The following is a 24344-nucleotide window of genomic DNA, read 5'->3' as shown; positions in this document are numbered from 1 at the left end:
CGCCCACTGGGCGGCATGCGGTTTGAGTAGGCTGCGGCTTTACTGTTAAATAGGCACTGTGCCACCCGTGCGGACTGTCATTGCCGGGTGCATAGGCTGGCCTGCCACGTGTTCGCGCTCCATATCTCATGCGCACCGTGCTGCCAGCTCTTCCTGTGATCGGCCTTATCAACAGTGAGCCAACCCCATGTTCAAGATCGTCCATCTGGTGACGGGCGTGGCAGCTTTGCTGCTATCGCTCATACCCAGCCTGAAAACCGATGCGACACCCTTCCTGCAACAACCTGACGCGGTCTACCTGGCCCTGCTCGGCCTGCTCAACCTGGTGCTGGCGCCGGTGGTGCCACTGTATCATCGCGGCGCGCGGCAACAACTGCAGCATCTGGCCTGCGCCCTTTTGGTGGTCGCCGTCGTGCTGCAGACCCTGACGCTACTGGCCCGCCCGGAAATGGGTAACCTGGCAGCCCTGGTCTGCGCGGCGCTGGCCGTGGCCCTGCATCTGGCCGTGGGCTTTGCTCGCAGCCCGCGCAAGGCACGCAACAGCCAACACGTGGCACAAGATGCCGGCAACCGTGATACTGGCACCGTCAAATGGTTCAACACATCGAAAGGCTTTGGCTTCATCTCCCGCGACTCGGGTGATGACATCTTCGTGCACTTTCGAGCCATCCGCGGTGAGGGCCACCGCATCCTGGTCGAAGGCCAGCGCGTGGAGTTTTCGGTGATGCACCGCGACAAGGGCCTGCAGGCCGAAGACGTGGTTGCGGTAACCCGCCGCTGACCAACGGCTGACCGGCTGACGTCATCAACGGCAAGCCAGGCTCCACAAGGTCCGCGCTGCTCCTGAGGGCAGCATCATACCTGTGGTAGCTGGTTTGCCGGCGATATCAGCCTGGAAGGCCTCAATAATGGGGAGGCGGCGCCTCTTCCCCTTCACTGCCATACTGGCCAACCATCTCTTCATGACGCTTGATCAGCTCGGCCATCTGCAATTGCAGCCGCTCGATTACCCGCGCTTGCTCCACCACCACGTCATTCAGTGCCTGGATAGTGTCATCCTGAAACGCCTGACGGGTTTCCAGTTCGACCATACGCATTTCCAATGTCATCTCAGGCCTCTTGGTAACCAGCAAGCTGCAGCCCGCGCAGGCGCTGACGAACCGCTTGCAGTTGATCATCGGTGTAACCCACAGGCGCACACTTGCCCCATACTGGAGCCGGCCACGCGGCGTCGTCGCGCTGGCGCACGATCACATGCATGTGCAACTGGCTGACCACGTTGCCCAAGGTAGCCACGTTCATCTTGTCAGCTGCGTAGCTGGCCTTCAGCGCTTCTGCCAACAGGGTGGTTTCCTGCCACAACTGCTGTTGCTCTGCCGCATCCAGCTCGAACAGCTCACTGATACCCGCGCGCTTGGGCACCAAGATGAACCATGGGTAATTGGCATCCTTGCTCAGCAGCAACTGGCACAGCGGAAACTCCCCCAGCACCAGCGAATCCTGCTGCAAACGCGAATCGAGGACGAACACGGCATATCTCCTTCAGGCAATACCATCCCGCGTCAGGCGGAAAACAGGTCAGCAAGGATACCTTGCACACTCCCGGTAACACAGCGCTACTTTTCGCACCAAAATGAGGCCCCCTGACCACCTTCCCCACACCTGCCACCCCACAAATGCCCCTGGATTAACAAGTTGCGGTAACACCTTGACTCTAATGGCAGGTTTTTAAATTTTAATGATTCTCGATCCCAAAAAACACTCAAGCCGCCTTCGTCCCGCATTTACGGCACTTTCCGACCCTCGGTAGCAGGTTTTGTGAAAATTTCATGAAGTGTTGCGAATTTTGAGCACGCTTGTTGCATTCCCTTCCCGCCAAGTCGGCACGACATCTGCAGTGGCAGGTGACCGCGACAAATAACAACAGCGACATGGGTTACCAGGGAGTTTCCTCAACCGGAATCGGCAGTTACAGATTCGTTACGGTGCCAGGAACAGCGCTGAGGTTATACGGCCCCTGAACAGGGGCGTGATTTGCGACATGGAAATACTTAAAAGCGACACGGTGAAAAAGTTCCGCAAAGAGTGCTTATAGCCATATCGCCAACAACAGTCTGCGTGCTATACATTTTCGCCGACATAACAAGAAAGAGCTGCCCCATATAACTAAAAGACTTGGACGCAGCGGTACTCTTCCTAAAAACCAAAGGAGCAAATCACGATGCGCGTGATGAAGTGGAGCATGATCGCCCTGGCCGTTGCGGCAGGGACCTCGCAGTTGGCAATGGCCTCGGCACAGGACGAGTCCAAAGGTTTCATCGAAGACAGCAAGCTGAACGTCAAGACCCGCATGCTGTATTTCAGCCGTGACTTCCGTAACAACGATAGCGGCAAGAGCCGCGTTGAAGAAACCGGCCTTGGCTTCCTCGGCACCTTCGAATCGGGCTTCACCCAAGGCACCGTAGGCTTCGGTGTCGACGCCATCGGCATGCTGGGCCTCAAGCTGGACAGCGGTAAAGGCCGCGCCGGCACCGGCCTGTTCCCGACAGGTTCCGACGGCCGTTCGCAAGACGAGTACTCCGAAGGCGGCGGCGCAGTGAAAATGCGCATTTCCAACACCGTGCTCAAGTTCGGCGACCAGTTCACCGCCCTGCCAGTACTGGCTACCGACGACAGCCGACTGCTGCCGGAAGTGGCTGAAGGTGGCCTGATCACCAGCAACGAAATCGATGGCCTGACCCTGCATGCCGGTCACTTCACCGCGCTCAACGCCCAGGCTCAGACCTATCACGACAGCCTGAACCTGACTGAAGCCAACGTCTTTGGTGGCACCTATGCCATTACCGACAGCCTCAGCACCAGCGTCTACTACTCGCGTATCGAAGATCACTTCCGCAAGTGGTACGGCAACATCAACTGGGCACTGCCGATCAGCGACAAGCAAGGCCTGGTGTTCGACTTCAACATCTATGACACCAAGTCGATTGGCAACAACCTGACCGGCGCATGGGTAAGCAAGTCCGACGGCACCAATGAGCTGGACAACATCGCAGCCAGCCTGTCGGGCGCCTACAACATTGGCGCCCACACCTTCACCCTGGCCTACCAGAAAGTCAGCGGCGACGGTGATTACGCGTACGGCGTGGACGGTGGCGGTACCGTCTTCCTGGCCAACTCCGTTGCCCGCTCCGACTTCAACGCCGAAGACGAAAAATCCTGGCAAGCGCGCTACGACCTGAACTTCGCCGAGTTCGGTGTACCTGGCCTGACCTTCATGACCCGTTACGTTCGCGGTACCGGCGCCACCACCCGCACCACCGACAGCGGCAAGGAATGGGAACGCGACATCGACGTCAAGTACGTGATGCAAAGCGGCCCGGCCAAGGACCTGAGCTTCCGCGTGCGTCAGGCCACCTACCGCTCCAGCGACGGTGTGTACTACGGCTCCTCGTCGATCGACGAACTGCGTCTGATCGTGGAGTACCCGCTGAGCATCCTGTAAGCCTGGCTTGCAGTGCCCCGCACCTGAAAAAGCCCGGCAATCACGCCGGGCTTTTTCTTGGCTGACAAGTGTCACGCCCTGGGGCATCCTGTACGCCTTCGTTTCCCCCCCGTACAATGCGGGGCTATTTCAACGTCTTAGGCAATCGACACGGCTAACCATGCGCACCAGTCAATATTTGCTCGCCACCCAGAAAGAAACCCCTGCCGACGCAGTGGTCATCAGCCATCAGCTCATGCTGCGTGCCGGCATGATCCGCAAACTGGCCTCCGGCCTGTACACCTGGCTGCCGATGGGCTTGCGGGTAATGCGCAAGGTCGAAGCCGTGGTGCGTGAGGAAATGAACGCCGCCGGCGCCCTGGAAGTGCTGATGCCGAGCATCCAGCCCGCCGAACTGTGGCAGGAATCCGGTCGCTGGGAGCAATACGGCCCTGAACTGCTGCGCGTGAAAGACCGCCACCAGCGCGACTTCTGCGTCGGCCCTACCCACGAAGAAGTGATCACCGACCTGGCCCGTAACGAGCTGTCCAGCTATAAACAGCTGCCGCTCAACATGTACCAGATCCAGACCAAGTTCCGTGACGAGATCCGCCCGCGCTTCGGCCTGATGCGTGGCCGCGAGTTCATCATGAAGGACGCCTACTCGTTCCATGCCGACCAGGCTTCCCTGCAGGAAACCTACGATCGCATGCACCAGGCGTACACCAATGTGTTCACCCGCCTGGGCCTGGACTTCCGCCCTGTGCAGGCCGATACCGGCTCGATCGGTGGCAGCTACTCGCACGAGTTCCACGTACTGGCCGAGTCTGGCGAGGATGACGTGATCTTCAGCGACAGCTCCGACTATGCCGCCAACATCGAGAAAGCCGAGGCCATCCCGCGTGAAACCGTGCGTCCAGCGCCTACCGAGGAGCTGCGCCTGGTCGACACCCCGAACGCCAAGACCATCGCCCAGTTGGTGGAGAACCACGGCCTGCCGATCGAAAAGACCGTCAAGACCCTGATCGTGCGCGGCGCTGAAGCGGGCAAACTGATTGCCCTGATCGTCCGTGGCGACCACGAACTGAACGAAATCAAGGCCACCAAGCTGGAACAGGTTGCCGACCCGCTGGTCATGGCCACCGAAGCCGAACTGCGCGATGCCATTGGCGCCGGTGCCGGCTCGCTCGGCCCGCTCAACCTGCCACTGGAAATCATCATCGACCGCTCGGTTGCCCTGATGAGCGACTTCGGCATTGGCGCCAACATCGACGATAAGCACTACTTCGGCGTCAACTGGGAACGCGATCTGCCGGTTCCACAAGTCGCCGACCTGCGTAACGTGGTCGAAGGCGACCCAAGCCCTGACGGCCAAGGCACCCTGGTTATTAAGCGCGGCATCGAAGTGGGCCACATCTTCCAGCTGGGCACCAAGTACAGCGAGGCGCTGAAGTGCCAGGTGCTGGGCGAGAACGGCAAGCCGGTCGTACTGTCGATGGGTTGCTACGGCATTGGCGTGTCCCGCGTGGTTGCTGCTGCCATCGAGCAGAGCTATGACGACAAAGGCATCATCTGGAACGACGCCCTGGCTCCGTTCCAGATTGCCCTCGTACCGCTGCGCTACGAAACCGACGTGGTCCGCGACGCAACCGACAAGCTGTATGCCGAACTGACTGCCGCCGGCTATGAAGTGCTGCTGGACGACCGCGACAAGAAAACCAGCCCAGGCATCAAGTTTGCCGACATGGAGCTGATCGGCATCCCACACCGCATCGTCGTCAGCGATCGCGGCCTGGCCGAAGGCAACCTGGAGTACAAGCACCGCACCGAGCAAGACGCCCAGACGTTGCCGCTCAATGAAGTGCTGACCTTCCTGCAGGCCCGCGTTCGCCGCTGATAATCAATGCACGAGTGATCATGTTCAAGCGAAGTACCTTTACCCTGGGGGGGGCCGCACTGTGCGGCACCCTGCTCCTCAGCGGCTGCGCCAACCAGATGTCCCAGCGCAGCGACCATGAGGAGCGCGTCGAGCGCAAACTGCTCGAGCACACCCTGCAGATCGATGTCGGTGAGCCGAAGGTGATGGAGCTTCCGCAGCGACGTGTGCGCGTGCACGAGCAAAAGCGCTTCGAAGTCACCGAGTTCGAAGTGACCCGTCGCTATGACCGCTACACGCCGTACCAACCCTGGCGGGAGATTTACGAGATCCCGCTGGGTGCAGTGGCCGTGGTGGCGGGTGTCGGCGCCAATGTGGTCAACGTCTTCGCCCTGGGCAACCTGCCGCAAAGCATCACGCATGACTGGCTCAGTTATGGCGTGGATGGGCTCAACCCGTTCATGAATGTGCCATCCAACGGCCGCGCCCAGCAAAACCTGGCCGGGATCAGCGAAGTGCAGAAAGGCAAGCGCGAGGAATCCACCAGCCTGCCCTGGAGCGAGCGCCTGGTCGAGGTCAAGGCCGGTAAGATGACTCACGAGCTGACCACCGACCGCAACGGCGTGCTGCGTCTGAACCTGCTCGACAGCCCGTTTTCCGAGCAGAACCTCAACCACGTCGGCACCTTGCACCTGCAGGTACATGATGAGGACAATGCGGTAAGAGGCGATGCCAGCCTGCTGGTCAGCGCTACCCTGCGCAATAAGCTGCTTGAAGCACATGAGCTGATCTTCGATGACCTCGAAGATGATGATGTCGGCCAGTGGGTGCACCGGGTCAAGCGCTTGTCCGAGCTGGGCCTTGAAGAGGAAGCCAGTGAAATGGAACAGAGCCTGATCGAGCTGACCCGCAACGATCCGGAGCTGCAGCAGGAGTTCTTGCAGTCGCTGACCAAAGCCACTGGCCGGTTGGTGGCCGATCCGGGCGTGCATTAACAGAAGGGGCTGCGTTGCAGCCCCTTTCATTTATTAGGCGGGAACAGCTCTAGCTGTTCATGCGCTCCCCGCAAGTCACGCAACCGCACCCCTACCCCTAACAAGCGTACCGGCTTGCCACCACGGGCGAACGCCTGCCCCAGCAACTGCCGATAACTCTCCAGGTCCCGGCCCGCGCCCGCCTGCTCCATGGTGGTCTGGCTGAAGTCATGGAACTTGACCTTGACGAACGGTTTGTCTGGCCGGTAACTGCTGTCCATACGGGCGATGCGTTCGTTCAGGCTGTCCAGCAACTCGGGCAGCCGCGCCAGGCAACTGGCCAGGTCTGGCAGGTCGGTGTCGTAGGTGTTTTCAACACTCACCGACTGGCGTCGGCTGTCGTTGTGCACCGCACGCTCATCGATCCCCCGCGCCAGCCCCCACAGTCGCTCGCCAAAACTGCCGAACTCGCGCACCAACGCCAGCCGTGACCACTCACGCAAATGCAGGCAGGTTTCGATACCCAGCCGTGTCAATTTGTCGGCCGTCACTTTGCCCACCCCATGCAACCTGGCCACCGGCAAGGCTGCGACGAACGTTTCCACTTCATTTGGGGTAATCACGAACAACCCATTGGGTTTGCGCCAGTCACTGGCGATCTTGGCCAGAAACTTGTTAGGCGCCACGCCAGCCGACACGGTGATATGCAGGGTGCGGGCAACACGCCGACGAATATCCTCGGCGATGCGCGTGGCGCTGCCCGAATACCACTGACTGTCGCTTACATCCAGGTAGGCTTCGTCCAGCGACAAAGGCTCGATGAGCTCCGTGTAGTCGCGAAAGATCGTGTGGATTTCCCGTGAGGCCTCACGGTAGGCCTCGAAGCGCGGCTTGACGATCAACAGATCGGGGCAGAGCTTCAGCGCATGCCGCGACGACATGGCCGAGCGCACGCCATAGGCGCGCGCTTCATAGTTGCAGGTGGCGATTACCCCGCGATGGTCGGGCGAGCCCCCCACCGCCATGGGCCGACCGGCCAGGCGCGGATCGTCACGCATCTCGATCGCAGCGTAAAAACAATCGCAGTCGACGTGAATGATCTTGCGCAAGGACATGGGCGACCGTCAGCACTGTAAATTCATACAGATAGTATCGCATGCGCCCTGCTCTGAAACAGCTCACCTGCCTGGCTACACGATAATCGGCCTGAAAGCCCCGCCGTGCCTGAGCTGCATACTGTTATCAAGCGCTAAGGGTTTGAACAAAAAAGGTTTTTCCAAAACAATTGCTTGACATCGGAGCGCAAATCCGTAGAATTCGATCTCACAGGCGCGGGATGGAGCAGCCTGGTAGCTCGTCGGGCTCATAACCCGAAGGTCGTCGGTTCAAATCCGGCTCCCGCAACCAGATTCGAGAAAAGGCCACTGTTAACGCAGTGGCCTTTTTCTTTGCCCGCAAAAAAGCCTTTTCAAAAAAGCTCGAAAAATCAATGCCTAGCGCTTGACATATAAACTGTACGCTGTAGAATACGCCCCACTGACGCGGGATGGAGCAGCCTGGTAGCTCGTCGGGCTCATAACCCGAAGGTCGTCGGTTCAAATCCGGCTCCCGCAACCAGATTCAAGAAAAGGCCACTGTTAACACAGTGGCCTTTTTCTTTGCCTGCTGATAAGCGTTTTCGAAAAAACATCGGTAAATCAAAGCCTAGCGCTTGACATACAAACTACACACTGTAGAATCCGCCCCACTGACGCGGGATGGAGCAGCCTGGTAGCTCGTCGGGCTCATAACCCGAAGGTCGTCGGTTCAAATCCGGCTCCCGCAACCATATTCGTCAGAACAAACCCCGCCTGTGTAAAAGCAGTGCGGGGTTTGTTGCTTTATACCTTCCTGATTTTTGTCGCCTCGATTTTCCCTACCCTCATGCCAACTCGCAGGCTTGAGATGTCGTGCCCTGGATGAACTATCTTTAACCCTGCCAAGCCGCTGCAAACGCCTGAGGCCGGAGTAACATTGGATACGTTTTCCTAAGGGACTTTCACTTGGCCGCACCTCTCCTTCACCTCGCGCAGCATGCCCGGGGCAATTCATGACTTCGCACAATCCCGAACCTGCGGTGCCACTCGCTACGGCGCTACCCGGTGCTGTGCAGCGCCTGCCCTTGCTCGAACGCCTGAGTCGCTACCGCCAGCCCATAGGCCTGATGGTGACCCTGTTACTGTTCACGATGGCCTTGATTGCCTGCCGCCATCTGCTGAACGAGCTAGACATCTATGCCTTGCACGATGCGATGCTCAGCGTGCCGACCCAGTCATTGCTGGGCGCCTTGCTGGCAACGGTAATCGGCTTTGTGATCCTGCTGGGCTACGAGTGGTCGGCCAGCCGCTATGCCGGCGTGAAGCTGCCAGCACGCAGCTTGGTACTGGGCGGTTTCAGCGCCTTTGCCATCGGCAACGCCATCGGCCTGTCGATGCTCTCTGGCGGCTCGGTTCGCTATCGCCTGTACGCACGCCTGGGGCTTGGTGCTGGCGAAGTCGCACGCATGACCGTGTTTGCCAGCCTGTCACTGGGCTGCGCGCTGCCGCCCCTGGCCGCCCTGGCGACATTGAGCAACCTGCCGGCGGCCTCGACAGCACTCGGGTTGGCGCCCGGCCTGCTGGCAGCTGTTGCCAGCGCCGTGCTGCTGCTGTCTGCCTTGTTGGTAATTGGTTTGTACCGCCGACGCCTGGCCGAGCAACCGTTGACCGATAACCTGCTCGTTCAACTGGGCCGGCGCACACTTCGCCTGCCCAATGCGCGCCTGGCGGCCCTGCAACTGCTCATTACCGCGCTGGATGTAGCGGCGGCTGCCACCGTGCTCTACCTGTTGCTGCCCGAAGCCCCTCCTTTCGGCGCATTCGTACTGGTATACCTGCTGGCCTTGGCTGCGGGCGTGCTCAGCCACGTACCGGGCGGCGTCGGAGTATTCGAAGCGATCCTGCTGGCGGCCTTTGCCGACCAACTCGGTGCCGCACCGCTGGCCGCTGCCTTGCTGCTGTACCGGCTGATCTATGTGGTACTGCCACTGCTGCTGGCCTGCGTGTTGCTGCTGGCCAATGAAGCCCGACGCCTGCTGTTTGCACAACAGGCCATCAAGGCCGCTTCGGGTCTGGCCGCACCGGTCCTGTCGATTCTGGTGTTCCTGTCCGGCATGGTGCTGCTGTTTTCCGGTGCCACGCCCGAGATAGACACGCGCCTGGAGCACATGGGCTTCCTGGTGCCACACCGGCTGATCGATGCCTCTCATTTCGGCGCCAGCCTGATCGGTGTGCTATGCCTGCTGCTGGCCCAAGGCCTGCGTCGGCGCCTGTCCGCCGCCTGGCTACTGACCACCGTGCTGTTGCTGGTCGGCGCCCTGCTGTCGCTGTTGAAGGGTTTTGACTGGGAAGAGGCTTGCCTGCTGACCTTCACCGCCGCCCTGCTCGCTCTGTTCCGCCGCTCGTTCTATCGCCCCAGCCGCCTGCTGGAGCTCCCCTTCTCGCCGGTGTTCCTGGTGGCCAGCGCCTGTGCAGTAGGCGCATCGGTGTGGTTGCTGCTGTTCGCCTACCAGGATGTGCCTTACAGCCATCAGCTATGGTGGCAGTTCACCCTGGATGCCGACGCACCACGGGGCCTGCGCGCTGCCATGGGCAGTGCCTTGCTACTGGCTGCCGTGGCACTGACGTGGCTGCTGCGCACAGCGCCGCCGGTGATCCACCTGCCCGATGAAGAAGAGTTGCAACGCGCCAACCGTATCCTCCAGGCCTCCGACCAGCCCGACGGTGGCTTGGCGCTGACAGGCGACAAGGCGTTGCTGTTCCATCCGCGTGATAACGCGTTCCTCATGTACGCCCGGCGCGGCCGCAGCCTGGTGGCGCTGTATGACCCGATAGGCCCGGCCCAGGAACGCGCCGAGATGATCTGGCAGTTCCGCGACCTGTGCGACCTGCATAACGCACGGCCAGTGTTCTACCAGGTGCGCGCGGAGAACCTGCCGTTCTATATGGACATCGGCCTGACCGCATTGAAGCTGGGCGAAGAAGCCCGGGTCGACTTGCGCCGCTTCGACCTTGAAGCCAAAGGCAAGGAGATGAAGGACCTGCGCTACACCTGGAACCGCGGCGGACGCGATGGCCTGAGCCTTGAGATCCATGAGCCCGGCCACGCTCCGCTGGCTGAGCTGAAGGAAATTTCCGATGCCTGGCTCGGCGGCAAGAGCGTGCGCGAGAAAGGCTTTTCGCTGGGGCGCTTCAGCCCGGACTACCTGCAACACTTCCGCATAGCCCTGATTCGCTTCCAGGGCCGCCCGGTAGCCTTCGCCAACTTGCTGGAAACCCATGGAAACGAGCTGGCGAGCCTCGACCTGATGCGTGCGCACCCCGAAGCGCCAAAGCTGACCATGGAATTCATGATGATCGGCTTGATCCTGCACTACAAAAGCCATGACTACGGGCGTTTCAGCCTGGGCATGGTACCGCTGTCCGGCCTGCAACCAAGGCGTGGCGCCCCCTTGACCCAGCGCTTGGGTTCGCTGGTGTTCCGCCGTGGTGAACAGCTTTACAACTTCCAGGGGCTTCGACGCTTCAAGGACAAGTTCCAGCCGGACTGGGAACCCCGCTACATGGCCGTGCCAGCCGGGCTCGACCCGCTGGTGGCACTGGCCGACACCGCCGCCCTGATTGCAGGCGGCCTGACTGGATTGGTGAAACGCTGATGACCCGACGCTTTTGGCTGTACCTGCTGGTTCCCCTGTTGCTGGCCGCCTTGGGTGGCGCGCTGGCCTTCTGGCTGTGGACGCGCCCGGCCCCCGAGGCACGCCTGGAACAAATGAGCATCAACGACACCAGCATCACCCTTGTTACCCCTGGTGTGCACCCCAAGGTTCGGGTAGCCATCGGTGTGCCACAGGACCAGGCACTGACGGGCAAGCAACTGCTCGACCTGAGCCAGGCCGGTGAAGCCCAACTGGTGCAGGTGATTCTGCCGCCTAATGACTGCAGCAAGCAGCAACAGGCCATGGACCAGGCGCTGGCCCAACTGCCAGGAAAACCTACCCTGGTCGCCGGTATCGGCCCCGGTGCCGCTCAGGCCTGGCGTTGGCTGGCCAGCCAGAACAATGACAAGGCGCGGGCCATTTCCGTGGGCTTCGCCCTCGAACAGCCTGGCTGCCAGGCACCGCTGCCCAAATCGGCTGCCCATGGTCACTGGAACGTCGCCTGGAACGACAACCCGGATGACGCCAGCGCCGCCTTCGTGCGCGACCAGACCAATGCCGAAACCAGCATCAGCGACTACGACATCCACTTGCCACAAGTGCTCAAGGCGCAACTCACCCAAGCCCTGGTCGGCCATGACGGTAACGCACTGGCCATGCCGGTGGTCGAGGTGCCGGCCGGGCAAACGACAGACACGGTCACCTTGTTCCTTTCTGGTGATGGCGGCTGGCGCGACCTGGACCGCGACGTGGCCGGGGAAATGGCCAAGCTGGGTTACCCGGTGGTAGGCATCGACACGCTACGCTACTACTGGCAGCACAAGACCCCGGAACAAAGCGCCGCCGACCTTTCCGAGCTGATGCATCACTACCGGCAGAAGTGGGGTACCAAGCGCTTCGTATTGACCGGCTATTCGTTTGGCGCCGACGTGCTGCCGGCGATCTACAACCGCCTGCCAGTCGAGGACCAACAGCGTATCGACGCGGTGATGCTGCTGGCCTTTGCGCGCAGTGGCAGCTTCGAGATCGAGGTCGAGGGTTGGCTGGGCAAGGAAGGCCAGGAAGCCCCAACCGGGCCGGAAATGGCCAAGCTGCCAGCGTCCAAGGTCGTGTGTGTGTACGGCGTAGAGGAAACCGACGAGAGCGGTTGCACGGAAAACACGGCAGTGGGTGAGCGCCTGAAACTGCCTGGCGGGCACCACTTCGACGAGAACTACCCGGCACTCGCCAAGCGGTTGATTGGCGAGATCGAAACGCGCCAAGGCAAGTCCCGCGTAGCTGAGCAGAATTGACAGGCATCAGGGCCGCTTTGCGGCCCTGACAGTACCGTATAACCCAATTCAGATCTCGACCTGCGTCCCCAGCTCGATCACCCGGTTCAACGGCAGGTTGAAGAAGCGCAGGTTGCCGTTGGCATTCTTCAGCAAGAACGCGAACAGGTTGCCCCGCCAGCGCGACATCCCCTCCAGCCGTGACGCGATCACCGTTTCGCGGCTAAGGAAGTAGGTGGTGCGCATCGGCGTGAAGTCCAGGCCATCCAGATGGCACAGCTTCAACGCGGCAGGCACGTCCGGCTCATCCATGAACCCAAAGTGCAGCAACACACGGAAGAATCCGTCGCCATAGGCTTCCACCTCGAAACGCTCATGTTCCGGCACCCGGGGCCGGTCTTCGCTGACCACAGTCAGCAGCACCACCTGGCTGTGCAGCACCTGGTTGTGCAGCATGTTGTGCAGCAGCGCATGCGGCACGGCATCGGAGCGTGCAGTCAGAAACACTGCCGTACCCTCGACCCGGTGCGGTGGCTGAATGCGGATGCTGCTGATGAATAATGGCAATGGCAGCGCACCTTCATCGATGCGTTCGACCAGAATCTGCTTGCCGCGCTTCCAGGTGCTCATCAGCAGGAACAGCACACCGCCGGCCAACACCGGGAAGGCACCGCCCTGGGCGATTTTCGGCACGTTGGCGGCGAAGAACAGCCCGTCGACTAACAGGAAGCCGACCAGAATCGGCACTGCGAGCAGCGGCGGCCACTTCCACAGCAGTAGCATTACCGCTGATACCAGAATGGTGGTCATCAGCATGGTACCGGTGACCGCAACCCCATAGGCAGCCGCCAGAGCGCCCGACGAGCCGAAGCCGATGACCAACAGCACCACGCCCGCCATCAGCGTCCAGTTCACCGCACCAATGTAGATCTGCCCCTGCTCGTCGCTTGAGGTGTGCTGAATGTGCATACGTGGGATGTAGCCCAGCTGGATGGCCTGACGGGTCAGGGAGAAGGCCCCGGAAATCACCGCCTGCGAGGCGATAACCGTGGCCATGGTGGCCAGCCCGACCAAGGGCAGCAGCGCCCAGTCCGGCGCCAGCAGGTAGAACGGGTTGCGCGCGGCATCCGGGTTTTGCAGCAGCAGTGCACCCTGGCCAAAATAGTTGAGCAGCAGCGCCGGTAGCACCAGGATGAACCAGGCCCGGGCAATCGGCTTGCGGCCAAAGTGCCCCATGTCGGCGTACAGCGCCTCGGCACCGGTCAGCGCCAGCACCACCGCGCCGAGAATGGCCACGCCGATGCCTGGGTGCACCACGAAGAAGTTGACTGCCCAGCCCGGGTTGAACGCCTTGAGCACTTCCGGGCTCTGCGAGATGCCATGCACACCCAACGCGCCCAGCGCCACGAACCAGGTAACCATGATCGGACCAAACAGCTTGCCGATCTTCTCGGTGCCGTGCCGCTGCACCAGGAACAGTGCCACCAGCACCACCAGCGAAATTGGCACCACCCAGTGGTCGATACCGTCGAAGGCCAGGCCTACGCCCTCCACCGCCGACAGCACCGACACCGCCGGGGTGATCATACTGTCACCATAGAACAGCGAAGCGCCGATCAAGCCACAGATCACCATCAGCGTGCGCAGCCGCGGGTACGCCGCCGTGGCCCGCCGCGCCAGTGCAGTCAGCGCCATGGTGCCGCCCTCACCCTGGTTATCAGCACGCAAGATGAACATCACGTACTTGAACGACACCACCCACAGCAGCGACCACAGGATCAGCGACAGGATCCCCAGCACGCCATCATGGTTGACCGAGACCCCATAGCCGCCGGTAAAGACCTCCTTGAGGGTATACAACGGACTTGTGCCGATATCGCCATAAACCACGCCGACCGCCGCCACGAGCAGGCCCACCGACCGCGACGCCCCCTGCTTCCCCTCGTGCCCGTCCTCAGCGTGACTGCTTGCCTGAACCATCGACCACTCCTGCAAACGGCCCTCACGGCCCTTGGTAATCACTTTGCCGCCAGGCCCTTGAAGGCACCCCGGCGCAACGGCGCGAAGCATAGCGCAGCGTTCGTCGTATTTCTGCTGGTCAAGCGCCCTTGCGCTCGCTAGAATTGCGCACTTTTTGATCAGAGGCGCCAAAAGCGCCCGTCAAGTTCGCCCCCGATTCCGGCCGGGCGACCTGCATTCAATACCGAGGTTAGTCATGTCCACCACGCCCGCCACCCCCAAGGTAGGTTTCGTAAGCCTGGGTTGCCCAAAAGCCTTGGTCGACTCTGAACGCATCCTGACCCAGCTGCGCATGGAAGGCTATGAAGTCGTGCCCACCTACGAGGACGCCGACGTGGTGGTGGTCAACACCTGCGGCTTCATCGACAGCGCCAAGGCCGAATCGCTGGAAGTGATCGGCGAAGCGATCAAGGAAAACGGCAAGGTCATCGTCACCGGCTGCATGGGCGTCGAAGAAGGCAGCATCCGTGACGTGCACCCAAGCGTGCTGTCGGTCACCGGCCCGCAGCAGTACGAGCAGGTGGTCAACGCCGTTCACGAAGTGGTGCCACCGCGTCAGGACCACAACCCGCTGATCGACCTGGTGCCGCCACAGGGCGTCAAGCTGACCCCGCGCCACTATGCCTACCTGAAGATCTCCGAAGGCTGCAACCACAGCTGCAGCTTCTGCATCATCCCGTCGATGCGCGGCAAGCTGGTCAGCCGCCCGGTGGGTGAAGTGCTGAGTGAGGCCGAGCGCCTGGTCAAGGCCGGGGTCAAGGAGATCCTGGTGATTTCCCAGGACACCAGCGCCTACGGCGTCGACGTCAAGTACAAGACCGACTTCTGGAACGGCCGCCCGGTCAAGACCCGCATGCTCGAGCTGTGCGAAGCGCTGAGCAGCCTGGGCGCCTGGGTACGCCTGCACTATGTGTACCCTTACCCGAACGTTGACGACGTGATCCCGCTGATGGCTGCCGGCAAGATCCTGCCGTACCTGGACATCCCGTTCCAGCACGCCAGCCCGAAAGTGCTCAAGTCGATGAAGCGCCCTGCCTTCGAAGACCGCACCCTGGCACGCATCAAGAACTGGCGCGAACAATGCCCTGAGCTGGTGATCCGCTCCACCTTCATCGTCGGCTTCCCGGGCGAGACCGAGGAAGACTTCCAGTACCTGCTGGACTGGCTGACCGAAGCCCAGCTCGACCGCGTGGGCTGCTTCCAGTACTCGCCGGTAGAAGGCGCCCCGGCCAACGACCTGGGCCTGGAAGAAGTACCGGACGACGTCAAGCAGTCGCGCTGGGACCGTTTCATGGCCCACCAGCAGGCCATCAGTGCTGCCCGCCTGCAATTGCGCATCGGCAAGGAAATCGACGTGCTGATCGACGAAGTTGAAGAACAAGGCTCGGTTGGCCGCAGCTTCTTCGATGCACCGGAAATCGACGGCAGCGTGTTCATCGATGGCGACCATGGTTTCAAGCCCGGCGACAAAGTGCGTTGCCGTGTGGTGGATGCCGACGAATACGACATGTGGGCTGAACCCATCTAAAACGGCTGAAGCCAGCAAAGCCCCTGCCCCGGCGTTCTACATAGGGAATGACCGGCGCAGGGGCTTTTTTGTCAGAACGTGTGAAACAGCATCAGGCCGCCCTCGGCATCCGGGCTGGCATCCGAGAAGCCTTTGACTGCGTAAAGTTGGACTTTCCACTGCGGGTTGAGCTTGTGGGTGAGGAACAGGGTAAGTTCCTTGATCTGCGCCCCGGTCGAGACCACTTTCTGCCGCCAATCGTAGGAGGCGCCGGCCGAAGTACCGACCGCCACCGGCAGGGCAAAACCGAGGCTGGCAAATACCGGGTCGTCGAAATCGCTATCGGGCGGGTCGCCGAATTTCTTCCAACCCAGTGTCGCGAAGCCGGTGACCGGGCCAAAGCCCTTGGTGATGTCGACCTGGGTGGTGTAGTCGTACTGTCCGGTGCCCAGGCACTGGTCTTCGTCGGCGGTGGGGAATTTGACCTTGCCGATCAGGTCCAGCATCAGGCCGCCGTCACTACCATCTAGCAATGCATAGGCGACGCTGGCAACCGTGTCACCTAACCCGCTTTCCACGTCTCGGCAACCACCGGGCAAGGGGTCACCATTGGGGCCGACTTCGGGGTTGGTGATACGCAACCAGGGCACGGTAACCTTGTAGGTCATGGGGCCGTTCTCATACTTGCCGACCACCGGCAAGTACCAGATTTCCGACGTGGTGCCGGTGCCATAGTCGCCACTTGAATAGTCCATGCCAATAGCGGCACTGAAGGTATCAGCCAGCACCGACACACAGGTGCATGAGAGCAAACAGGCGAAAAGAGGGAGCGAGGGTTTCATTTGCACCTCAGTACGCTTTCGGGAAGCATGGTCGGACTTTCCCAGCCTAGTTGGCTAACGCCCGGATCGCTCTGGATGCTCGACTTTTTCCACCTTCTCAACTCTCTCTGGTAACTCCACCTTCTCGACCTTTTCGACCCGTTCAGGTTTTTCGACCTTCTCGACTTTTTCGACCTTCTCGACCTTCTCGACCTTCTCGACCTTCTCGACTTTCTCGACTTTCTCGACTTTCTCGACTTTCTCGACTTTCTCGACTTTCTCGACTTTCTCGACTTTCTCGACTTTCTCGACTTTCTCGACTTTCTCGACTTTCTCGACTTTGTCGGGTTTTTCGACCTTCTCTACTTTTTCAACCTTCCCGGTTTTTTCGACTTCAACCTTTTCAACCCGATCGGAGCTTCCGCTGTTGCTGCGGGCCGACTGCTCCAAGGTGTCGCGGTGTGCCGACGTTCCCGACTTGTCAACGCTGCCATGGCTACCGGAGCCGTCGACGGCGCTGCGCCCACTGTGGTCATCACTGCTTTCATCGCGATCGTTGGTCGCATCGCGTGCGCCATGACCGCTGCTGGAACCGCCGGAGCTGCTTTTGTCATGCTCACTACCTTGCCCCGACTGGCTTCTGCCGGGATTGTCTACACGGTCATCCTGGAATTCCACGCGGGTTGCCCGCAGCTCATGAGTACCATTGAGCACCCCGCTCACCCGCACACGTTGATCGAGCGCCAACGCCGTTGGCTGCCTGCCGACAATTACGGTGCCCTGCCCCAACGTCACATTGATACCTGCGACCACCAACTGCCGAGCTTGTGTGCGCTGCACCAGCCCTTCAACCACCGCCTGCTGGACACGGCCAGCAAAAGGCAGGCTCGGGTCTGGACGGGTTTGCGCCACTTCAAGCTGGCGCCCGGTCCACTGGCCGCGCACCAGCAATTCACGAGCAGGCGCCACACGGGTACCCAACTTCAGCCCCTGAAGGCTGCCAGTGCGATCAACCGCGCCGATGGCGCTGGCCTCCCTCAAACCCGGTGCCCGTTCGATGCGGGTGGCCACTACTTCTCCCCGGGCATCGCGCAGGCCGCTGACCCTCACGGGCTCACCAGGGCGCAGCCCTTCAGCCACCCGCGCGCCAGCGGCCAACCGCACAGGTTGCCCCATGACCCGCAGGGGGGCCGAGGCATTGGGCAGCGCCGTCAATGGCCCTTCGAAGACGTTGAGGATCGAAATGCGCCCTGCTTGCAGGCCGCGCTGGGTGGCGAATGCCTCCACCGCCACCACCTGCCCGATCGCCAGCTGACCACTGCTGGCAGGTGCGCCGTTTTCACTCACCGGTACGTCCTTGCCATAGTGCACTTCCATGCCATTGACGCAGATCGAGGCGAATCCGGTGATGGTACCGACGATGCCAGTCCCTCCAGTACCGCCCGGGTGCAGGATCGGCGTACCGGTACCGTCCACACCATCCGCCACTGCACCTGTGCCGCCTGTACCCCCAGGCCGTTGCTGGACTGGGGCACCGGTGCCACCGACGCCGCCATTTTCATTGCGCACACCGGTGCCGCCCATGCCGCCGGGAAACTGTAGACTCGCGGCACCGGCCATACCCACTTCGTCACGGCTGACACATACCGGCGCTGCAGCCACCTCGCCCGGGACCATCAGGTTCCACCCGAAAACCAGGGCAAACGTGAAAGCACTTAGGTAGCGCACAAAAAGTGTCATGGCCCGGGTGTCTTCGACGGATCGGAATCGGTAGCTTCAGTGTAGAAATAAAGCCCGACAGTGATGCGCTGACGTTGTTCGATACCGGGCTCATCAACACTCTCCAACTCAGCTGCAAGTCGGCTGAAGGCAAGTAGTGTCTGCATGCCATCCTTGGCTACCACGTCACGCAGATGCTCGACGCTGGCCGGGCTCAAGGCATCGTAGTGCACGCTACGCTCAAAAAACGGCTGGCCTTCGCCGCTGAGGTTATGCACCGCAGCACAGGCATGGTCATGCAGGTTGTGGCCGAAATACGCAGCCTTTTCATCAAAGCCCTTCTGTGGCACAAATGCATGGGCTTCCAGGTGCACGCAATCCTGCTCATCGAGCCGCACGACGCCCAGGCGCAGCCATTCGTCCAGCACCACCCGACCGCGGATATCGGTGCTGACCCTGGCGACCAGGGCATCGAATGAGCAATCGCCACCCACACTGGCTAGCCGTGCAAGCGCCCTCGCCTGGCCGGGCGCCGAGCAGAATGGTGGGGTGTTGGTCCACACATTGACCAGCTGTGCACCTAGCGTGATGTTATCCGGCAGGGTCGCACGTGCAGTGTCGCCCTCATTACGCAGCCGCCGGACATCTTTACGATGTACGCCTGTAAGCAGGCTGATACGGCTGTCGGTTGGCGCAGTGTCGTTCAGGCGAAACTCGCGATGGGCTACATCGACGAACACCTCCTTGAGCAGGTCGGTGAACATCGTGTAGGTGACCCCTTTGCGCAGCATCAGGCGCACCAGCGGGCGCATGACACGCCGCAGCGCACTCAGCATCGACGGGGGTAAAACAGGCGATTGCATTGAGGGCATTCCTTGACAGAGGCACCCAGTATAAAGCGAGGGAATAAATCCCACGCAAACCGCAATCATGTCCCGGCATGGACGAGGAAAAAGCTGTCAGCGCTCATTGGAAATGACGTGACAAAGGCAGGCAGGCCAGAACCTGCTCATACAAAACCCGTCCGCTGGGTTTTGTATGGACCACTTCGGATCAGTACCAATCAGCTTCTGCTGTTGTCATCCCCGGCCTCGCCACCGGCATGAACACCGTGGTCATCACCCGGTTCGCCACCCACATGGTTGCCGTGATCATCACCAGGTTCACCACCAACGTGATTACCGTGATCATCCCCAGGCTCACCGCCGACATGATTACCATGATCGTCACCTGCTTCAGCATGGTTGCTGCTGCGCCCAGCGTTTGAATTGCCGTCGTGGCCACTGCCACTGTTGCCGGCATGGCCACCACCGTCACTGCCGCTGCCGTGGCCACCACTTCCGCTTCCGCTGCCACCATGGCCACCGCCTCCCCCACTTCCACCGCCACCGTGACCACCGCCTCCACCACTTCCGCCGCCACCGTGACCACCGCCTCCACCACTTCCGCCGCCACCGTGACCACCGCCTCCACCACTTCCGCCGCCACCGTGACCACCGCCGCCGCCACTTCCACCGCCACCATGGCCACCACCGCCTCCCCCATGACCGCCACCGCCGCCGCCGCCATCTTTAGCGTAAGCACTGGTGCCATGAGAAATCGAGTCAGGGATCAAGGCAATGGACATCGATAACACGCCAGCTACAGCTGCCGCGAGTAACGCCTTCTTGAACAGCAGGTGGATTTGCATAGTCCGTCTCCAGATCTTCGCCACGAGAACGCCAAATCAGTCAGGAATCCAGTTTCAGATTGAACTTATATTTACGTGGGATTTTTTCCCACGCTTAATTAATAGACCGTCACTCCCCAGGTCTCAAGCGCCAAGCGAACAAGCCGACCGGTGGTTGGCCTGCTATGTTTTCCCTATTGCCCCAGAGGAACGCCGGCATGCCTGCGCTACTGACGCTGCAAACCCCGCGCTTGAGCGACTACAGCGAGCTGGTACAAGTGTGGGAGGATTCGGTACGTGCCACCCACGACTTTCTGCCAGAGGGCTATATCCTGCTGCTGCGCGAACATGTGCTGCGCCGTTATCTCGACGCAGTGATGCTGATCTGCTGCAAGGACCGCCAGCGCATCTGTGGTTTCGCCGGTGTCGCCAACGGGCGGGTGGACATGCTGTTCGTCGCACCTGGCTACCGCGGCCAAGGGGTAGGCAAGCGCCTGCTGCGCTATGCCATCAGCGAACTGAATGCCGAGTACCTTGACGTCAACGAACAGAACCCGAGAGCGCTGGGCTTCTACCTGCATGAAGGTTTCGAGGTCATCGGCCGTTCGGAAACCGACGGCCTGGGCCAGCCCTACCCTCTGCTGCACATGAGGCTAATGCGCATAGTGCCTTGAGGCGGCGCCTGAATGTGCCGCGCTATGTGTCCAAAATGGCGCATCTGACACAGATTCCCATCATCTACCGCTTGCAGGCAGGTACAATGGAGGCCTTTCCCTGCCTTGCGAATTGCCCCATGTCCGAACCCGTCCGCCTGTCCAAACGCCTCATCGAGCAGCTCGGCTGCTCCCGCCGCGAGGCCGAGCAGTACATTGAAGGAGGCTGGGTAACGGTCGATGGTGTGGTGGTCGAGCAGCCGCAATTCAAGGTTGAGCAGCAGCGCGTCGAGCTGCTGCCGGGCGCCCGTGCCGAAACCCTGGAGCCGGTCACCCTGCTGCTGAACCAGCCGGCCGGCATGGACAGTGAAGTCGCCCGCGCCAGCATGAACATGGGCAGCCTCAGCGAAGCCCACCGCGAAGGCGTGCGCGCCCTGCACGGGCATTTTGCCCGGCAGGCCTGCGTGGCACCGCTGGAGCGTGGCGCCAGCGGCCTGCAGGTGTTTACCCAGGACTGGCGGGTATCCCGCAAGATCGAGGCCGACCTGCGTCGCCTGGAGCAGGAGTTCATCATTGAAGTGCGCGGCGAGACCACCCCCCAGGCGCTGGAACGCCTGGCGCGCGGGGCCATGCGCAATGACCGCGAATTGCCTAAGGCCAAGGCCAGCTGGCAGAACGAGACACACTTGCGCATGGTGTTGAAAAACCCACAACCAGGGCAGATTTCCGAGCTATGCGCCTACCTGCGTCTGGAGCTTTTAAGCATGCGACGCATTCGCCTGGGTGGTGTGTCGATGGGCAAGTTGCCCTTGGGCCAATGGCGCTACCTGGCTACCTCCGAACGTTTTTAAGCAATACGCCGCGCCGGAACGCGCGGCACCTGAACAGGATTCTGCTGCAATGAACCACAACGACGTCCTGCGCAGCCTGCGCTACATGCTCAAGGTGAACGACGCCAAGATGGCCGAGATCATTGGGCTCTCTGGCCTCGAAGTGCATCCTCTGGTGCTGGCCACCTACCTGAAGAAAGAAGAAGAGGAAGGCTTCGTGCGCTGCCCGGAACGGGTGATGGCGCACTTCCTTGACGGCCTGGTGATCTACCGCCGAGGCAAAGACGATAGCCGCCCGCAGCAGCCGATCGAGCTGCCGGTAACCAACAACCTGATCCTCAAGAAGCTGCGTGTGGCCTTTGAGCTCAAGGAAGACGACCTGCACGCGATTCTCAAGTCGGTCAACTTCCCGGTCAGCAAACCTGAGCTCAGCGCGCTGTTCCGCAAGGCTGGCCACGACAACTACCGCCCGTGTGGCGACCAGTTGATGCGCAACTTCCTCAAGGGCCTGACCCTGCGCGTGCGCGGCTGAGTGGCCATGCAGCATACGGTTGTCCCGGTCGGCATCGTCCACTCCTGTTTCAAGGAAAAGTTCGCCATTCCGCGCCAGCCACAGCTGGCGCCTGCCGCCCGTGGCGTACTCGAACTGTTGCCGCCGTTCGATCAAGGTGACGCGGTCGAAGGCCTGGAGCAGGTCAGCCATGTCTGGCTGCTGTTTCTGTTCCACCAGGCCCTGGAAGAAAAGCCGCGTCTGAAAGTGCGGCCACCGCGTCTGGGCGGCAACAAGAGCATGGGGGTGTTCGCCACGCGCGCAACCCACCGGCCCAACGGCATCGGCCAGTCGGTGGTACGCCTGGAGGGCGTGGAGCCCGGGCGCCTGCTGCTGTCCGGGATCGACCTGCTCGACGGCACGCCGGTGCTGGATATCAAGCCGTACGTGCCTTATGCCGACAGCATCGCTGGCGCCAGCAACCAGATGGCCAATGCTGCGCCGGTGGCAATTGCCGTGCACTGGGCCGACAACGCCCTGTTCCAGGCCCGCGAGCATGCGCTGCGCCTGAGCGAGCCGCTGGTGGAGCTGATCGAGCAATGCCTGGCGCAGGACCCACGGCCGGCCTACCAGATACCACCGGCTGAGCGGGTGTACGGGGTGAAGTTCTGGGATGTGCAAGTAAGGTGGCATTACCCGCAGCCGGACGTCATCCGGGTGCTGGAAGTGGTACTGGGCTGAGGGCCACGGGCTTCGCCCGTGTTCGCGGGCAAGCCCGCTCCCACAGGGATCGCGCCAGCTTTTTAGAAATTGAGCAAGACAGTTGCTCCCACAAGGGACCGCGCAGACACGAAAAAGGCGACCTTGGGTCGCCTTTCTCATTTCAACTAGCTATCAACGAGCCGGGCCTTCAGCCACGCCCAGGTCGTCGGTCGGGCGGGTGTCGATCAACGGCGCACCACCGGAGGCCAATTCCGAAGCCAGCTTGTCGTCGTCCATTTCCTTGACCCACTTGGCCACCACCACGGTGGCAACGGCGTTGCCCACCAGGTTGGTCAGGGCGCGGGCTTCGGACATGAAGCGGTCGATGCCGAGGATCAGCGCCAGGCCGGCAACCGGCAGGTGGCCAACAGCCGACAGGGTCGCGGCCAGCACGATGAAGCCCGAACCGGTAACGCCGGCAGCCCCCTTGGAAGCCACCAGCAGTACCAGCAGCAGGGTGATCTGGTGAGTGATGTCCATGGTGGTGTCAGTGGCCTGAGCGATGAACACCGCAGCCATGGTCAGGTAGATCGAGGTACCGTCCAGGTTGAACGAGTAGCCGGTAGGGATAACCAGGCCGACTACCGATTTCTTGGCACCCAGGCGCTCCATCTTGGCCAGCATGCGCGGCAGGGCCGACTCCGAGGACGAAGTACCCAGCACGATCAGCAGTTCTTCACGGATGTAGCGGATCAGCTTGAGCACGCTGAAGCCGTGGGCACGGCAGATACCGCCCAGTACCACCAGCACGAACAGCAGGCAGGTGATGTAGAAGCAGGCCATCAGGTAGCCCAGCTGCACCAGCGAGCCGACACCGTACTGGCCGATGGTGAAGGCCATGGCGCCAAACGCGCCGACCGGAGCCAGCTTCATGATCATGTTGATGATGTTGAACATGACATGGGCAAAGCGGTCGATCAGGTCCAGTACCGGCTTGCCGTAGCTGCCCAGGCGGTGCAGGGCGAAACCGAACAGCACCGAGAACATCAGCACTTGCAGGATGTCGCCGTTGGCGAAGGCGCCGACGACCGTATTGGGGATGACGTTAAGCAGGAAACCGACGGTGGTCTGCTGCGAACCCGCGGCGGCGTAGGCAGCCACGCTGCTGGCATTCAGGGTGCTGACGTCGATGTGCATGCCAGCGCCTGGCTTGACCACGTTGACGACGACGAGGCCAATGATCAGCGCGATGGTGGAGACGACTTCAAAGTACAGCAACGCGTAGCCGCCGGTTTTGCCGACCGACTTCATGCTCTGCATGCCGGCAATGCCGCTGACCACGGTACAGAAGATGATCGGGGCGATGACCATCTTGATCAGTTTGACGAAGCCGTCACCCAAGGGTTTGAGGGCAACGCCCGTTTCCGGATAGTAGTGGCCGAGCAGGATGCCGATGGTGATGGCGACCAACACCTGAACATACAGGGATTTGTACAGCGGCTGACGTGTCGTCATGGCTAATTTTCCTCAAGTGTGCCGGTTCACCCTTCCCAGGGTGATGGGGGCACCTGAATCGCTAACCCTCCTGCACTTGGAGGGA

20 protein-coding genes and 3 tRNA genes are annotated in these 24344 nt (G+C 61.2%); 14 read left to right on the top strand and 9 right to left on the bottom strand.

All coding sequences use genetic code 11. The features are described from left to right. The first annotated feature begins 187 nt into the window (after positions 1-187). Positions 188-781 (top strand): cold-shock protein, encoded by a 594-nt coding sequence (locus tag INQ47_RS18160; RefSeq protein WP_289711600.1) that lies wholly within the window; start codon positions 188-190, stop codon positions 779-781. A gap of 121 nt (positions 782-902) precedes the next feature. Here INQ47_RS18160 and INQ47_RS18155 read toward each other — a convergent pair whose 3' ends face one another. Beyond that, on the bottom strand, positions 903-1109 hold the full coding sequence (locus tag INQ47_RS18155; protein ID WP_010952361.1) for a SlyX family protein: 207 nt from the start codon (positions 1107-1109) through the stop codon (positions 903-905). Between the two features lies 1 nt (position 1110). Continuing rightward, positions 1111-1530, bottom strand: a complete 420-nt coding sequence (locus tag INQ47_RS18150; protein WP_021783329.1) for an HIT domain-containing protein — start codon at positions 1528-1530, stop codon at positions 1111-1113. 691 nt (positions 1531-2221) lie between these two features. Between INQ47_RS18150 and INQ47_RS18145 the strand changes: the two genes are divergently transcribed. The 3 genes from INQ47_RS18145 to INQ47_RS18135 all read left to right on the top strand — a co-directional run bounded on the left by INQ47_RS18145 (position 2222) and on the right by INQ47_RS18135 (position 6352). Next, positions 2222-3502, top strand: coding sequence for an OprD family porin (locus INQ47_RS18145; RefSeq protein WP_021783328.1), 1281 nt, complete (start codon positions 2222-2224; stop codon positions 3500-3502). A 160-nt stretch (positions 3503-3662) separates the two neighbouring features. Continuing rightward, positions 3663-5378: a proline--tRNA ligase gene (locus INQ47_RS18140; RefSeq protein ID WP_252458646.1), complete on the top strand. Its 1716-nt coding sequence runs from the start codon at positions 3663-3665 to the stop codon at positions 5376-5378. 20 nt (positions 5379-5398) lie between these two features. Beyond that, positions 5399-6352, top strand: coding sequence for a hypothetical protein (locus INQ47_RS18135; RefSeq protein WP_021783326.1), 954 nt, complete (start codon positions 5399-5401; stop codon positions 6350-6352). Positions 6353-6378: 26 nt separating this feature from the next. Here INQ47_RS18135 and dinB read toward each other — a convergent pair whose 3' ends face one another. Next, a complete protein-coding gene (gene dinB, locus INQ47_RS18130) occupies positions 6379-7440 on the bottom strand; it encodes a DNA polymerase IV (protein ID WP_252458649.1) in 1062 nt (353 codons plus the stop codon). Between the two features lie 221 nt (positions 7441-7661). Here dinB and INQ47_RS18125 point away from each other — a divergent pair. The 5 genes from INQ47_RS18125 to INQ47_RS18105 all read left to right on the top strand — a co-directional run bounded on the left by INQ47_RS18125 (position 7662) and on the right by INQ47_RS18105 (position 12355). Beyond that, positions 7662-7738, top strand: a tRNA-Met gene (locus INQ47_RS18125). Positions 7739-7871: 133 nt separating this feature from the next. Next, a tRNA-Met gene (locus INQ47_RS18120) sits at positions 7872-7948 on the top strand. A 134-nt stretch (positions 7949-8082) separates the two neighbouring features. Beyond that, a tRNA-Met gene (locus INQ47_RS18115) sits at positions 8083-8159 on the top strand. Between the two features lie 261 nt (positions 8160-8420). Continuing rightward, positions 8421-11063 (top strand): bifunctional lysylphosphatidylglycerol flippase/synthetase MprF, encoded by a 2643-nt coding sequence (gene mprF / locus INQ47_RS18110; RefSeq protein WP_252458968.1) that lies wholly within the window; start codon positions 8421-8423, stop codon positions 11061-11063. Next, positions 11063-12355 carry a virulence factor family protein gene (locus INQ47_RS18105; protein ID WP_404702266.1) on the top strand — a complete coding sequence of 431 codons (1293 nt, stop codon included), beginning with the start codon at positions 11063-11065 and terminating at the stop codon, positions 12353-12355. Before mprF ends, INQ47_RS18105 begins: the two co-directional genes overlap by 1 nt. A gap of 48 nt (positions 12356-12403) precedes the next feature. Here the strand turns inward: INQ47_RS18105 and INQ47_RS18100 are convergent, their stop codons facing one another. Next, on the bottom strand, positions 12404-14314 hold the full coding sequence (locus INQ47_RS18100; protein ID WP_404702265.1) for a potassium transporter Kup: 1911 nt from the start codon (positions 14312-14314) through the stop codon (positions 12404-12406). A 235-nt stretch (positions 14315-14549) separates the two neighbouring features. Here INQ47_RS18100 and rimO point away from each other — a divergent pair, with 235 nt between their 5' ends. Next, a complete protein-coding gene (gene rimO, locus INQ47_RS18095) occupies positions 14550-15881 on the top strand; it encodes a 30S ribosomal protein S12 methylthiotransferase RimO (RefSeq protein ID WP_404702264.1) in 1332 nt (443 codons plus the stop codon). A 71-nt stretch (positions 15882-15952) separates the two neighbouring features. On the opposite strand, the gene INQ47_RS18090 is transcribed toward rimO, so the two are convergent. From INQ47_RS18090 to INQ47_RS18075, 4 genes are all read right to left on the bottom strand, one after another. Then, positions 15953-16702 carry a hypothetical protein gene (locus INQ47_RS18090; RefSeq protein WP_392488179.1) on the bottom strand — a complete coding sequence of 250 codons (750 nt, stop codon included), beginning with the start codon at positions 16700-16702 and terminating at the stop codon, positions 15953-15955. Between the two features lie 54 nt (positions 16703-16756). Continuing rightward, positions 16757-18421 (bottom strand): DUF5666 domain-containing protein, encoded by a 1665-nt coding sequence (locus INQ47_RS18085; RefSeq protein WP_404702263.1) that lies wholly within the window; start codon positions 18419-18421, stop codon positions 16757-16759. After that, positions 18418-19263: a DUF6502 family protein gene (locus INQ47_RS18080; protein WP_021783318.1), complete on the bottom strand. Its 846-nt coding sequence runs from the start codon at positions 19261-19263 to the stop codon at positions 18418-18420. The genes INQ47_RS18085 and INQ47_RS18080 overlap by 4 nt, the downstream gene beginning before the upstream one ends. Positions 19264-19453: 190 nt before the next feature. After that, positions 19454-19993 carry a hypothetical protein gene (locus INQ47_RS18075; RefSeq protein WP_404702262.1) on the bottom strand — a complete coding sequence of 180 codons (540 nt, stop codon included), beginning with the start codon at positions 19991-19993 and terminating at the stop codon, positions 19454-19456. A gap of 294 nt (positions 19994-20287) precedes the next feature. Between INQ47_RS18075 and INQ47_RS18070 the strand changes: the two genes are divergently transcribed. From INQ47_RS18070 to tsaA, 4 genes are all read left to right on the top strand, one after another. After that, complete coding sequence (locus INQ47_RS18070; RefSeq protein WP_404702261.1) at positions 20288-20743, top strand: GNAT family N-acetyltransferase; 456 nt, start codon at positions 20288-20290, stop codon at positions 20741-20743. 119 nt (positions 20744-20862) lie between these two features. Then, positions 20863-21573, top strand: a complete 711-nt coding sequence (locus INQ47_RS18065; protein ID WP_404702260.1) for an rRNA pseudouridine synthase — start codon at positions 20863-20865, stop codon at positions 21571-21573. A gap of 49 nt (positions 21574-21622) precedes the next feature. Beyond that, the gene (locus INQ47_RS18060) at positions 21623-22084 is read left to right on the top strand and encodes a DUF1456 family protein (protein ID WP_003254807.1); all 462 of its coding nucleotides are present in this window, start codon (positions 21623-21625) and stop codon (positions 22082-22084) included. Positions 22085-22090: 6 nt separating this feature from the next. Next, a complete protein-coding gene (tsaA, locus tag INQ47_RS18055; protein WP_404702259.1) occupies positions 22091-22783 on the top strand; it encodes a tRNA (N6-threonylcarbamoyladenosine(37)-N6)-methyltransferase TrmO in 693 nt (230 codons plus the stop codon). A gap of 153 nt (positions 22784-22936) precedes the next feature. Here tsaA and INQ47_RS18050 read toward each other — a convergent pair whose 3' ends face one another. Beyond that, positions 22937-24259, bottom strand: a complete 1323-nt coding sequence (locus INQ47_RS18050; protein ID WP_252459758.1) for a dicarboxylate/amino acid:cation symporter — start codon at positions 24257-24259, stop codon at positions 22937-22939. Positions 24260-24344 lie beyond the last annotated feature (85 nt).

Origin of the sequence: Pseudomonas sp. 3HC3 (assembly GCF_044904505.1) — a bacterium.
GTDB classification, from domain to species: domain Bacteria; phylum Pseudomonadota; class Gammaproteobacteria; order Pseudomonadales; family Pseudomonadaceae; genus Aquipseudomonas; species Aquipseudomonas putida_Y.
Note: the sequence above shows the minus strand (reverse complement) of the source record. Positions and strands in the feature narration are given on the sequence as shown.